18 protein-coding genes are annotated in these 12,207 nt (G+C 63.6%); 16 read left to right on the top strand and 2 right to left on the bottom strand.

Annotation, left to right across the window (positions count from 1 at the left end; all coding sequences use genetic code 11):
* The first annotated feature begins 355 nt into the window (after positions 1–355).
* The 16 genes from AC3WJE_RS15710 to AC3WJE_RS15635 all read left to right on the top strand — a co-directional run bounded on the left by AC3WJE_RS15710 (position 356) and on the right by AC3WJE_RS15635 (position 10,955).
* Positions 356–2,359, top strand: a complete 2,004-nt coding sequence (locus AC3WJE_RS15710; protein ID WP_493731755.1) for a ParB/RepB/Spo0J family partition protein — start codon at positions 356–358, stop codon at positions 2,357–2,359.
* 807 nt (positions 2,360–3,166) lie between these two features.
* Positions 3,167–3,634 (top strand): hypothetical protein, encoded by a 468-nt coding sequence (locus AC3WJE_RS15705; RefSeq protein WP_493731754.1) that lies wholly within the window; start codon positions 3,167–3,169, stop codon positions 3,632–3,634.
* Positions 3,631–4,146: a hypothetical protein gene (locus tag AC3WJE_RS15700; protein WP_493731753.1), complete on the top strand. Its 516-nt coding sequence runs from the start codon at positions 3,631–3,633 to the stop codon at positions 4,144–4,146. The genes AC3WJE_RS15705 and AC3WJE_RS15700 overlap by 4 nt, the downstream gene beginning before the upstream one ends.
* Entirely contained in the window at positions 4,139–5,092 is a 954-nt protein-coding gene (locus AC3WJE_RS15695) for a DNA cytosine methyltransferase (RefSeq protein ID WP_493731752.1), read from the top strand. Before AC3WJE_RS15700 ends, AC3WJE_RS15695 begins: the two co-directional genes overlap by 8 nt.
* Before the next feature lie 95 nt (positions 5,093–5,187).
* Positions 5,188–5,616, top strand: coding sequence for a hypothetical protein (locus AC3WJE_RS15690; RefSeq protein WP_493731751.1), 429 nt, complete (start codon positions 5,188–5,190; stop codon positions 5,614–5,616).
* Between the two features lie 9 nt (positions 5,617–5,625).
* Positions 5,626–5,907, top strand: coding sequence for a hypothetical protein (locus AC3WJE_RS15685; RefSeq protein ID WP_493731750.1), 282 nt, complete (start codon positions 5,626–5,628; stop codon positions 5,905–5,907).
* Between the two features lie 201 nt (positions 5,908–6,108).
* Complete coding sequence (locus AC3WJE_RS15680) at positions 6,109–6,501, top strand: hypothetical protein (RefSeq protein WP_493731749.1); 393 nt, start codon at positions 6,109–6,111, stop codon at positions 6,499–6,501.
* A 52-nt stretch (positions 6,502–6,553) separates the two neighbouring features.
* Positions 6,554–7,414, top strand: a complete 861-nt coding sequence (locus tag AC3WJE_RS15675) for a SprT-like domain-containing protein (RefSeq protein WP_493731748.1) — start codon at positions 6,554–6,556, stop codon at positions 7,412–7,414.
* A gap of 110 nt (positions 7,415–7,524) precedes the next feature.
* Entirely contained in the window at positions 7,525–7,875 is a 351-nt protein-coding gene (locus AC3WJE_RS15670) for a hypothetical protein (RefSeq protein ID WP_493731747.1), read from the top strand.
* A gap of 79 nt (positions 7,876–7,954) precedes the next feature.
* On the top strand, positions 7,955–8,152 hold the full coding sequence (locus AC3WJE_RS15665; RefSeq protein ID WP_493731746.1) for a hypothetical protein: 198 nt from the start codon (positions 7,955–7,957) through the stop codon (positions 8,150–8,152).
* A gap of 12 nt (positions 8,153–8,164) precedes the next feature.
* Entirely contained in the window at positions 8,165–8,485 is a 321-nt protein-coding gene (locus AC3WJE_RS15660; protein WP_493731745.1) for a hypothetical protein, read from the top strand.
* The gene (locus tag AC3WJE_RS15655) at positions 8,482–8,898 is read left to right on the top strand and encodes a hypothetical protein (RefSeq protein WP_493731744.1); all 417 of its coding nucleotides are present in this window, start codon (positions 8,482–8,484) and stop codon (positions 8,896–8,898) included. Before AC3WJE_RS15660 ends, AC3WJE_RS15655 begins: the two co-directional genes overlap by 4 nt.
* 34 nt (positions 8,899–8,932) lie before the next feature.
* Positions 8,933–9,292: a hypothetical protein gene (locus AC3WJE_RS15650; protein WP_493731743.1), complete on the top strand. Its 360-nt coding sequence runs from the start codon at positions 8,933–8,935 to the stop codon at positions 9,290–9,292.
* Complete coding sequence (locus tag AC3WJE_RS15645) at positions 9,289–9,825, top strand: hypothetical protein (protein WP_493731742.1); 537 nt, start codon at positions 9,289–9,291, stop codon at positions 9,823–9,825. Before AC3WJE_RS15650 ends, AC3WJE_RS15645 begins: the two co-directional genes overlap by 4 nt.
* 112 nt (positions 9,826–9,937) lie before the next feature.
* Positions 9,938–10,633 carry a hypothetical protein gene (locus AC3WJE_RS15640; RefSeq protein WP_493731741.1) on the top strand — a complete coding sequence of 232 codons (696 nt, stop codon included), beginning with the start codon at positions 9,938–9,940 and terminating at the stop codon, positions 10,631–10,633.
* 13 nt (positions 10,634–10,646) lie between these two features.
* Positions 10,647–10,955: a hypothetical protein gene (locus AC3WJE_RS15635; protein WP_493731740.1), complete on the top strand. Its 309-nt coding sequence runs from the start codon at positions 10,647–10,649 to the stop codon at positions 10,953–10,955.
* 481 nt (positions 10,956–11,436) lie between these two features.
* On the opposite strand, the gene AC3WJE_RS15630 is transcribed toward AC3WJE_RS15635, so the two are convergent.
* Both AC3WJE_RS15630 and AC3WJE_RS15625 read right to left on the bottom strand, forming a co-directional pair.
* The gene (locus AC3WJE_RS15630; RefSeq protein WP_493731739.1) at positions 11,437–11,658 is read right to left on the bottom strand and encodes a hypothetical protein; all 222 of its coding nucleotides are present in this window, start codon (positions 11,656–11,658) and stop codon (positions 11,437–11,439) included.
* Positions 11,659–12,027: 369 nt separating this feature from the next.
* Positions 12,028–12,207 (bottom strand): hypothetical protein (locus tag AC3WJE_RS15625; RefSeq protein WP_493731738.1); only part of this gene is annotated, 180 nt, incomplete at its 5' end.

Raw genomic sequence — 12,207 nt, 5'->3', positions numbered from 1 at the left:
CGACCAGGTGCACCGGCGCCGGGCCGCCCACGAAGCCCCGTGACGCCCTCCCGGGCTGCAAGCCTGCCGCGCGGGTCTGATCAGGTGCCGGCCTGCGTGCCGCGGCCGGTTGCTTGCTTCCTTGGCGTCGCTTCTATCGTCGCTCTGCTCCGGTGTCCGGGTCCGCCTTGGGCCTGAAGTTGTCGCAGCCTGGCACGGCCGCCCCCTGCGCAACGCCTGCGGCGTCCTCCGCTTCGCTGCGGCCCTGCGGGTGCTGCCGGTGGGCTGTCCGCCGTGCCTGTCATCGACAACGGCCCACGCCGGCCCGACACCCAATGCCGCATCAACAGATGAAGCTGACACCAAGGAAACAGTCATGACCGATACCGCTCTCGTGCTTACCACCAACACCGTTCCGTTCAGCCAGCTGGTCCTTTCGCCGAGCAACGTCCGTCAGGATCCGGGTGACGTGTCTGCATTGGCCGCGTCCATTCGCTCGCTGGGCTTGTTGCAAAATCTTGTGGTCAGCACGAACGATGCCGGGCTGCACGAAGTCCACGCAGGTGGGCGACGGTTCGCGGCACTGGCGCTGCTGGTTGCGGAGGGGAAGCTGTCCGCAGAATTTTCTGTGCCGGTGACCGTCATCGACGCTCACGAGGCGACCGCAGCGAGCCTCAGCGAGAACTATCAGCGCGTCGCTATGCACGCTGCGGACGAACTGATCGCCTTCCAGACGATGGCGGCGGAAGGTCACAGCCTCGACCGCATCGCGGACGTGTTCAAGGTGACGGTCAATTGGGTTGAGCGCCGTTTGAAGATGACGGAGGCTGCGCCGGAACTCTTTGAGATGTTCCGCGCCGACGAAATCACGGCGAATCAGCTGATCGGCCTGTGTGCGACCGATGACCACGCAGTGCAGATCGCAGTGTGGAACTCCACGCCGTCGTGCTATCGCGATGAACGTCGGCTGCGGGCTGCTGTGCTGGCGAACGAAGTGGAGGCATCGACAGACCATCGGGTCCAGTTCCTTGGGGGAATTGAAAGCTACGTGGCGGCTGGCGGGGAATGCCGTGCAGACCTCTTCTCGCAGGAGGGGGAGGGCACGATCCTGACCAATCCAGCGCTCCTGAACGTCCTGGTGAAGCAGCAGTTGGAGGCGCTGCGGGACGGCTACCTGACCGAAGGTTGGGCGTGGGTCGATGTAATGGAGCCGGTGGATCACACCGAGCTTCGCCGCTACGGATACGTGTCCACCCAGCTGACGGAAGATGGCGAGACGCAGGTTGCCGAATGGCAGTCGCTCTATGACGCTGCGGACGCGCAGTACGACGCAATCCACGCGACTGCCGAGGACGAAGGGCGTGAGCTTTCCAGCGAGGAAGAGGAGCAGTGCGACGAACTCAGGGAGCAGCTGAATCAGTACTCCGCTGAAATGAATGCCGTGCGACGTGCCAACCAGTTCTATCCGGTGGATGTGATGGCCGTATCCGGCGTAGTCCTGTACTTGGCTCGTAATGGGCTGGTGGTTGAGCGCGGTCGCGTTCGCGCCGAGGATCGCATCGAAGCACGCAATGCGCTCGGCGACGGCGTGGAAATCAACGGTGGCCGCGAAACGCAGGTGCCGGGCAAAAAGCGCGACGCCGTGTCGGATTCGCTCCGTCGCTCTCTGCTGGGCCACCGCAATTTGGCCGTGCAGGAGGTGGGTGCGCTGAATGTGCATGCCATGAAGGTGCTGCAAGCTTGCTGGGCGGTGCAGAGCCTGCGGCACGATGTGGGCATTCGCACCGGTGATGATGGCGCGCCCACGAATCTGTCCATCGGCGGTTACGGCGGCACCCGTGTTGGTCACCGCATCACTGACGATGCTGGCAAGGACAAGAGCCAAGAATTCGACGATGCATGTGCGGCATTGGTCAGGGATTTTCCTGACGACGCTGAGGCGCTTTGGGATGCACTGATGCCGCTGCCCGCCGAAGAGCTTGATTCGATCATCGCATGCAACGTGGCGCGCTCTATCAGCTTGGATTCTGAGCATCGGGGCCTGACCGCGAAGCTGCTCACCGCACTGAGCTTTGATATGTCCGCGCACTTCACGCCGACCGTGGACAATTACTTGGGCCAAGTGCCGAAGGCGCACATCATCGAAGCATTGGCCGAGGCCGAAAAGGTTGAGGGTGCCGCAGATATGACCGCGTTGGCGGCGATGAAGAAGGGCGTGCTGGCGGAAGAGGCGCAGAAGCGACTGGAAGGTACGGGCTGGGTGCCCGCCGGAATCCGCGTCCCGCCGCAGGTGGACGCAGAGGTGGAGGCCGACGCGGGATCGCAGGCCGTCGCTGCGGCCAATGATGCCGACGGTGCAGTTACGGCGATGGCGGCCTGAACTGGTAAGGGGAGGGGGGCGACCCCTCCCCGCACGGCCGCCAATCCGGGCCGCGCCCAGGGCGCGGGTTTCTCGCCTGCGGCGGGCCCGCCTGCCACGGCGGCGGCAGAGCCAGGTCGGATCCGGTTCCGTCCTGCGGACGGATTCATGCCAGCCGCCCTGCTGGCTGGCATGCGCGTGCCCGGTAGGCACGCCGCGCGGCCCCTGCCGCGCCCGGCCAGGGCGGCGGGGCCGCCCTGGAGCTTATGCGCACCCGCCGCCTACCGGCGGGAAGATCGGCGCGTTGGGATTACGGGGAGGCCTTTCCGTGCCGCGCACCACCGGTCCATCCACCGCATCGCCTGTTCCAGGCTTTTTGCGGTGCCTTGATGCTCCGTTCCTTGCCAGCGGACGACGTAATTCCACCGCCCGTCGTCGCCGAGTTTGACGTGACCGATACCGCGGTAGTTGAACCGCAGATAGGCATTGCCTTGAATGATGTCCCAGTGGAATGGCCCTGACATGGCGGAAACCTAGCGGGTCGCTGTCTCAGCTGTTGAGACTTGGCGCGAGCCGGGGAGCTGTCGCGAATCCATCCCTCCCAAGCGGTCGGGTTCAGGCCCGCCGCGTTGCTGGCTGGCCTGCGCGCGCCTAGTCGGCACGCCGCGCGGCTACGCCGCGCCAGGTCAGGCCGGCGAGCCGTCCTGCCAAATTGCTGGCTCGCTTCGCGAGCGCAGCTACGCAGACCTTCTGGCCTTCACCTGCCGCAGCCTGCCACGGCTGCCTTCTATGCAACGCCTGCCGGCGTCCTTCGCTGCGCTTCGCCCCATGGGTGCATTTCAGGCCGGCGCCGTGACTGCCGGCGGCAACGGCCACAACGGTCAGCTGCAACGGCATCCAACGCGCTCCAACACGAATGACGATGAATCTGCGACCGCCTGGTGGTTGCAGGGGTGTGCTGTATGCAATACAGTATGTGATATATCCCATATTGAGGTGATGCCTGTGTGTTCGATTTCGGATGCCGTTGAGAACCTTCGCAATAATCTGACCCCGCAGGCGATACGTGCATTGCTTCACCCCAAGTTCGATGCTGCTGGCTGGGAACCACCCCAGCCCGATAGCGCCATCGTCCAGGAGCTGCTGCGGGAGGGAATCCTGCGGCGCGTGGATATGCGCTTTGGCTTTGAGCGCATGCGTGATGCAGGGGTAAAGCCAACCGCAGCGGGGTTGCTGGTGCGTTCGGTGTTGCTGCTCGATCAGGCCGGCGCCGGCGCACGTGAGGAAACGGCATGAGCGCAGGGACGAATGCTGACCGGCTCGTGGCGCTCGCTCGGGATCTCTCGACCGGCCTGATGGAGCCGGAGGCTCAGCGAGAGCTTGGGCGTCTGCTGTACGACGCGGCGCTTTGGAAAGGCAACCCTCTTCGCCCACTCTCCCCTGCGGGTGTCCTGGCCAAGCGCGGTGATGAGGACGCGGCCGCGCTGCTGCGAATGCTGCTCAAAGAGCGGGATCACCGAACGGACGGCGACTTACTCGACCTGGCTGCGCGATCCCTTCACCTGGCGCGAGGGGACCGCCATTTGATCTCGCTGCGCGGAAGCATCATCAGCCGCCTGGAGCGCAGGCATCCGAGTGAACCCATCCCGGTGATCACCCATGCCATGTGGAACGCGGGGCAGCACGCCTACGCAACGTGGGTTCACCACGCCTACCGGGAAGGGCAGCCCACCGCTGAGCAACGGGTCGAAGGTATCGACTTGGCCATCTCGGCGATGAAAGCTCAAGCGGGCACGGATCATGGGTAACTTGGCCGTGGCTATGTACGCCGCCCTGGGCATTCGTGCAATCGACCTGTTTGCGGGCCTCGGGGGCTTCAGTCTCGGAGCGGAGCAGGCAGGCTGTGAGGTGGTATGGGCGGCAAACCACTGGCCCAGCGCCGTGGCGGTGCACAGCGCAAATCACCCGCGTACCCAGCACGCCTGCCAAGACCTGCAGCAGGCCAACTGGACGCTGTTACCTGACTTCGATCTTCTGCTGGCGTCGCCGGCGTGCCAAGGACATTCTCGTGCCCGTGGCAAGGAGCGGCCGCACCATGATGTGACGCGATCGACGGCGTGGGCGATTGTCGCTGCGCTGGAGTGTCATCGCCCCGAAGCTGGGCTGGTAGAAAATGTACAAGAATTTTTGAGCTGGGAGTTGTTCCCCGCGTGGTGCGCAGCGATTACCGCGCTTGGATATGCCATCAGCCCGCACCTGGTCGACGCCGCAGATTTTGGCGTGCCCCAGCATCGGAAGCGGATCTTCATTGCGCTCACCCGCAGCAAGCATCCCATCGAGCTTCGCATCCCGCAGCTGGAGCTTACCCCCGCCAGCAGCTTTATCGATTTTGACGCCGGCACGTGGTCTCCGATCGAGCGTGCGAGACGTTCTCCGGCGACGTTGGCGCGAATTCGTAACGGTCGTGCCGCTTTCGGGGATCGCTTCGTGGCGCCGTACTTCGGGCGCGGATCCGGCCTCACCGGTCGATCCCTGGCGCGGCCGATTGGCACCATTACCACCCGCGATCGTTGGGCGGTGATCGACGGCAGCCGCATGCGGATGCTGTCGGTGGCAGAGGGGCGCAGCGCGATGGGGTTCCCGGACACCTATCAGCTTCCGGAGAACAAGCGGGACGCGATGCACATGCTGGGTAACGCGGTGTGCCCGCCCGTCGCGCGGGAACTGATCCGGTCGCTCGTGGCCGCCGCCTGACCAGGTGCAATAAGCAGACCAAGGTGAGCTGAAAGTCCTTGACTAACTGTATTGTATGCAATACAGTTAGTCATACACTAAAACAGGGTTCTGTGATGCGTGCAACGCTCTCATCAACGTCGTTCAGATGCTACGGATTCGCGCTTGCGGGGATGCTGGGAAGCACGGCAGCGATCGCTTCAATGATCAGTAATTGGAAGGGGCTTGCGGATCTCATTCGATTCGCCTTCACGTTCGGCGGAGTGCAGTGGGCACCCGCAGTGGTCGCCCTGGTCGCAACGTCGATCATGCTGGGTGGCTGGTGCTCGGAAACGGCTGCTTGGGGGAAGGATCGCAACATGACTGCGGGAAAGGTTCTCTTCTTGGTGGCCTGCTGGGTCGTGGGTGCGGTAGCCTTCCTCTTCACTGTCGGTGATCTTGATTCCATCACCGTCTTTCAGTGCACCGCGGCCGTAATTTCCGGCTTCGGCCTATTCGCCCCGGTGTTAGCGCTGTTCCTCGAAATTCTGGAATCGTCCCTCTAGGTACAGCTCATGCTTACGCTCAACCCAAAGATTGTCTTGGCTGCCTCGGTGGTGCTCTTGCTGGGCGCCGTCGCCACCGGTGCCGTGTTGCGGTGGCCAACACCGATGTTGTTCCTGGTGGGGGCCATTTTTGGCGTAACGCTCAGCGCGGGCAGTGTTGTATTTGGCCGGTCGAGCTGGGGCAGACAGTACCTGGCGCGTCGGAGCGCCGAGCTGCCAAAAAGCGGTCGGCCGAAGACGCTGGCCGACATGGTGCGGGGGGCGACTACCCCTCGCAAAGACGAGGGGTAAGGCGGCACGCAGCCGTAGTCATCTTGGTTCCGGGGTTCACCGACATCCTCACCTATATGCCGCAGCATCGCGCGGCTGTGCAAGTCGCAACAACTACGTTGTCCTGCTCTACGTTTCGGCCCTTTGGGTGCAACCCGCACCCTTCGCCGCGCAGCCCTGGCATCAACGGTTCGCGGTGAACCACCAATCGAGGAAGCCAAGATGACCACGACAAAGCGCCTAACCACCCAGTTCACTCTCGCCATGTTGAGAGCGGTGTACCTGACTGCCCGTGTCTACCTTGGCCTGGTCATGCACTTCGGTCGAATCGCTACCGTGCTCTTCCTCCTCATGACAGCCCTTTCCCCCGCCATGCTGACCAAGGCACTCCTGGTGCTGGCGGTGACGGTGATTCACTACGCCGGCCTCAAGCTCCTCGATGCGGGGTATCTCCGGGTTGCGGCTGCCGTGGCCAAGTCTGCCAAGCGGGTGCCCGTGAAGGTTCCGCTCAAGGCCAGGCCCGCGCGTGCCGCTACCGTTGCAAAGGCAGTGAAGCCTGCCGACCTGCGCCTGGTCTCGGCGAGACTGGCCAACTTCAGCCACCTGCACGCCTGAGCATTACCGCCCAGGTCTGACGCGCTCTAATTATTGGAATGTACGATCCAACATGAAGCTACCTCACCTCAAATCGGGAGCACCTACGCTGACCTGCGCCGCGGAGCTGCAGGCGGCGTTCGATCACTACAACCAGCACCTGTTCGATGGGCAGCTCCCGCCTTGCTTGATGACACTGCAGCGGACAGGCACGGCGTTCGGGTATTTCTCGCCGCAGCGGTTCCTTAGCGCCAAGAACGGGGCTGCTACAGATGAAATTGCCATCAATCCAGCCTACGTGGCCAACTATCCCCCGATTGAGGTCATGCAGACGGTTGTGCATGAGATGTGCCATATGTGGCAGGACCACTTTGGCAAGCCGAGCAAGCGCAGCTATCACAACCGCGAATGGGCCAACAAGATGGAATCGATCGGGCTGATGCCGTCGAGCACAGGCCTGCCCGGCGGCGCCAGAACTGGCGAGAGGATGGGCGACTATCCGATCAGCGGTGGCCGTTTCGTGGAGGCGACCCGCTCGCTCTGCGTTGATGGCCCATTCCTTACCTGGTATGACCGTTTTTCCGCCCCTGGCCGCTCGAAGCCGACGCCGGCGCCGCGGCCAATGGCGATGTCCGAAACCGGGATCGCCTTTGTAGTGGAAGACGAGGCCGAAGAGGACGACGACGACCACCACGCCGGCAATGGGAGCACCGGCATTGAGATCGGCTTGCCAGCCTGGCTCACCAGCGCCCCAACGGCTTCCGATGCGACCCTGGCCGCGTCACTGGCCATTCGCGACGGCCAAAGCGGTCAGAAGCACAAGTACAGCTGTCTGCCGTGTTCGGTGAACGTATGGGGCAAGAAGGGACTGAACCTGGTTTGTGGTGAATGTGGCGAGCCCTTCAGCGCCGTTGGACAGGAGATGGAAGCGTGACGCAGGCCTCAAGTTCTCACTCTTCTGGCCGCTCCATGGGCTGCCTGCCACGGCACGACGCGAATTGCCGATTCTCCCAGGCAGTCGGTATCGACGCTGCAGGGGAGGGGGTGGCCACCGCCGAAGCCATCGCTACCGCTCAGCGTGTGCGCGTCCTGAAGCATGAGCTGCAGGTGGCGCTGCTGGCGGCGGCAACCGCCGACGCCGACGCTGCCGCGGAGCCGGCGTCCCGCGCGGATGTTTCGTGGGTGCATGACCAGGTAGTGGAACGACCGTACATGGCGCAGGTCGTCAGCCGGTGGTTCGGGCAAGCCCATCGCCTCAGCACTACCGAGGTCGCGGCACTACGCCATTTGGACGCGCTCATTACGCAGATTGAAGGGCTGGCGCCGTCAGGAGAAAGCGGGAGGGCTCGCTTTATCGATGCAGTGCAAGGCCGGATGTTTAATGCAGGAGAATGATAAATAAAAAGCGTTATGCATTGCCGCGGTGTGTGGTATGCGATACACTGAAATCCAGACAAGTTGCTTGGATCCGCTCATGAATGTTGATGCTTTGAAAGAATATTTGCTTGCTAACCCGGGGCTGGGCGTAAGCGTTACCTCGCTGATCGCCATGGTGCTTTGGGTCGTCGCCTGGTCCGTCTGGCCGCGCTCAAAACTCCTCGCTATCTGCGTGGTGGTGCTCTCGCTTCCGGTCATTTCCGCCGGCATGGCGTGGTTCACGCTCCTCAGCTAACAGGGTCCTGCAATGTTCTTCCAATCGACGCAGTCCAACCTGCCTTTCACCGAATTGCTCTCTAAGCTGACCCCGTCATTCTTGAATGACGGGAACGGTGGCCCTGGCTTTGCCGATGTCGCCACCACTGTCTTGATGTATACCTTCATCCTGCTCGCCGCGCAGGTCCTGATGGCGCGCGTGTTTTGGAACGCTACGCGAATTGAGGCCGCCAAGGTGTGTGCAATCACCGTTCTTGGCATGTGCCTGGTACCCACCATTCTGCTCGCCCCCGTGTTCCCGATCGCGGCTATTGCAGCCCACTTCATCGTCAGAAATCAGCGGGGGGCATGATGGACCGCCTTAGCCAGATCCAGGCCGACCTGCGGCTGCTCTTGGAGAGCACCTTCAGCACAGCTGAGCACGACGGGCCCCTCACCGAAAGTGAGCGCGCAACGTGGGAAGCCGGCAAGCGCCTCGTTGCGTTTGCCCACAGCAAGCTTCTCCCCGCCGTCGACGGATCCGAATGGCTCGCCATCACTGCTGACCAGGTCCGTGCTCTGCACGCCCAGGCTGAAGCGGCGAGGGCAGGGCACGTGGCGGATGGCACCTCGATCTTCCTTATTCGGCACCTGGCCGATGGGGCCAGCGGCCCCGGCTGGTATGTCCGATTCGATGATGCCGGCGATGGGATGCGGCTCATGACTGAAGGCCTGGACTACCCCCAGCCCGTCGAGCGTGTTGCTCGCCGGTTCAAGGCGCGATAAGCGCCACTCAATCTCTACGAAACGAGGCAATCGCATGGAAAGCAGCAGCACCAACAACGTCTTCAGCGCTTCGTATTTCATGTCGACCGTAAGTGGCTCTTCTGGCGGTGAGTACGCTGCGTGGTTCTTCGACCAGGTCCGCATCTATACGACCCGGTTGGAAGCGCGCCTGGAGCAGGCTATCGAGTTCAATGTCACCAACGTGGCGGAACAGATCAGCGAATCCGCCCGGGGTCTTGCTGTGCTCCAGGTCATGCTTGGCCAGCTCGAAGGACATTGCCGGAATGTGGCATCTCTGAAGACATCGCAGGGCAACGCCTCGCGACGCATCGCCGGAATCCTCACCGCGCATGCCGGCTACATCCGCGCGGCCGAGGGGAGGCACGACGCATGATCGGTTCCGGCAGGAACATTCTGCTGATCGGCCTGGCGATCACTGGCTTGGCCGGCGCCCTCGGTTTCTTCGACGCGTTGTATTCCTACGCCACTTCAAAGAAGGACAGTCCGCGAGGGGTCTTCGCTGCGGTGGCCCAGCAGCAGCAGCTCGCGGCCTCGTATGACGCCGTCAATGCGAAGGTGGCCGCAACAGCAAGAACTGAAGCGGAGCGCGTCGCTGCTGACGCATGGCTTGCCTGTTCGCACAGCAAGGTGGACGTCGCGGGTGGGGTGGAAATCCACACTGTTCCGACGCTGGCAGTTCTGAATGCGTGCGAGGTGCAAGCGGTAGGGCTGGCGACGTCGCGCGGCTACAGCGGCACAGAGGCAAGTCAGTTCATCCAAGCGGTCCGCGTGGTGATCGAGGACCATCGCAGGCACGCAGCTGGCAGCAGCGTTATTGGGTCCGCCAAGGAAGCAGCCAGGGATGGCCGGGAGCGGCCTGACGGGCTGCCAATGCAGCAGCAGCCTACGCCAGGTTGCTGCAGCTGAAGCAACGGGGTAGCTTCAATGGTTTCACTTGCAACCTTTTCGCATAATATACACTATGTTCCGTAAGTGATTGATTTCGCAGGATATTTAGCCGCATATGGGATCTACTGGCATGTATACATCGACTTCCGGGAACGCGCAAGCGGACGATGATCCCATCCTGGATATCGGGCCGGAGGATTTTTATCCCGGCCTCGATGACGGGTGGCCAGGCGATCATTGCGAAAGTTGTTTCCGCGATCAGACCTGCTGTAATTGCTACGGCCCGGAATGCTGCTGCTGCTGGTGCGGTCAGATGTTTGATGGGAACTTGCAAGCTGCCATCGCTGCTGGTTGGCGTGACTTGCCAAATGGGCTGCTGTGCCTGGAGCACGATCACGATGGCGACGTTCCGCCGCCGTGGATGCAGTGCTCTACCGAAATGTTGCCCAGTAGCGAGGCCGACATGGTCGGCAACACCAACCACAAAGGAGAGACGATGAGCATTCCGATCAATTCTCACGACAGCAAGAAAGAACCCTTCCCTTCGGCAGTCCAGAAGCTGTTTGCAATGATGGGCTTGCAATTTGCGGTCGTGGGCTACTTTCTGCTTGCGATCCTGGCCTCTGCTACGTTCGCCGCCGCTAGTGTCATACCTATGCTCAGTAAGCTTCCGGACGACGTCTTGGTGCGCCAGATTGTGCCGTTCTGGTTGGCAGATACCGAGGTGATGCTTCCATTGCTGATGACAGCAGCAATCAGCGCCGCTGCCGCTGCCTTGCTTCGTAAAGCAGCTCGTACGCTTCATGCGCAAACCACTTTCGAGTAAAGGGAAATCAACGATGTTCGACCGCACTACCACCCAAAGCACGAATGTCAACGTAACGCCGGAGGCCGCGACATCCCAGCCGCCAGTGCGCATCGAACTGGACCATGACGTCTACTGGCTGCGGCCATCCAATGTGCTGCGCGTTGAGGCCAAGGCGTATGGCGACGGAAAACCTATGTACCTGCAGATTGTGCTGAGCGATGGCAAGCTCGTGTCATCGCTTTGCCAGCACATGACACGCGAGGCTTTCCACCACCTTGCAGATTCAATAAGCGCGCAGCTGTGGCCCGCGAATCCCGCTCCCTCGGCCGGCGTCGGCTGAAGAAATGCCGTTCAGACCAATCTTGAAAAGCCGCCGCGTGGCGGCTTTTTTATGCGCGCCAGGTCCTGCAGCTGCCGGCGGCGCCGGCGACGTGGATCTGCCCCGGGGCGGCCTGTAGGTAGACCAGCTGGCCAACGCCGGCGCCGGCATCGAGTGCGGCCGGGCCGCGGCGGTGAGTGCACCACCCTGCCCAGCTCGGCCTGCAGCTGAGCGCGGCGGTGGCCACGTGCCCATGCCGCTGGCGATGGCGCCAGGTGCTGCTGCCGGCGGCGTGGATCCGCCCAGGGCGTCCTGCAGGTCGACCAGCTGGCCAACGCCAGCGCCGCCATTGAGCGCGGCCGGGCCGCAGCGATGAGTGCACCATCCTGCCCAGCTCGGCCTGCAGCTGAGCGCGGCGGTGGCCACGTGCCCATGCCGCTGGCGATGACGCCAGGTGCTGCTGCCGGCGGCGTGGATCCGCCCAGGGCGTCCTGCAGGTCGCTCAGCTGGCCAACGCCAGCGCCGGCATCGAGCGCGGCCGGCCTGCAGCGGTGAGTGCGCCCCCCTGCCCCAGCTCGGCCTGCAGCTGGGCGCGGCGGCGCTGGCCACGTGCGCATGCCGGTGGCGATCGCACCAGGTCCTGCAGCTGCCGGCGGCGCCGGCGACGTGGATCCGCCCAGGGCGTCCTGCAGGTCGACCAGCTGGCCAGCGTCAGCGTCCGCATCGAGCGCGGCCGGCCTGCAGCGGTGAGTGCACCACCCTGCCCAGCTCGGCCTGCAGCTGGACGCGGCGGTGGCCACGTGCGCGGGCCGGTGACAATCGCACCAGGTCCTGCAGCTGCCGGCGGCGCCGGCGACGTGGATCCGCCCAGGGCGTCCTGCAGGTCGACCAGCTGGCCAGCGTCAGCGTCCGCATCGAGCGCGGCCGGCCTGCAGCGGTGAGTGCACCACCCTGCCCAGCTCGGCCTGCAGCTGGACGCGGCGGTGGCCACGTGCGCGGGCCGGTGACAATCGCACCAGGTCCTGCAGCTGCCGGCGGCGCCGGCGACGTGGATCCGCCCAGGGCGTCCTGCAGGTCGACCAGCTGGCCAGCGTCAGCGTCCGCATCGAGCGCGGTCGGCCTGCAGCGGTGAGTGCACCACCCTGCCCAGCTCGGCCTGCAGCTGGACGCGGCGGTGGCCACGTGCGCGGGCCGGTGACAATCGCACCAGGTCCTGCAGCTGCCGGCGGCGCCGGCGACGTGGATCCGCCCAGGGCGTCCTGCAGGTCGACCA

It is taken from the genome of Pseudomonas sp. GW821-FHT07E12, assembly GCF_058986605.1.
The sequence above is the reverse complement of the archived record's forward strand: the minus strand, read 5'-3'. Positions and strand labels throughout refer to the sequence as shown.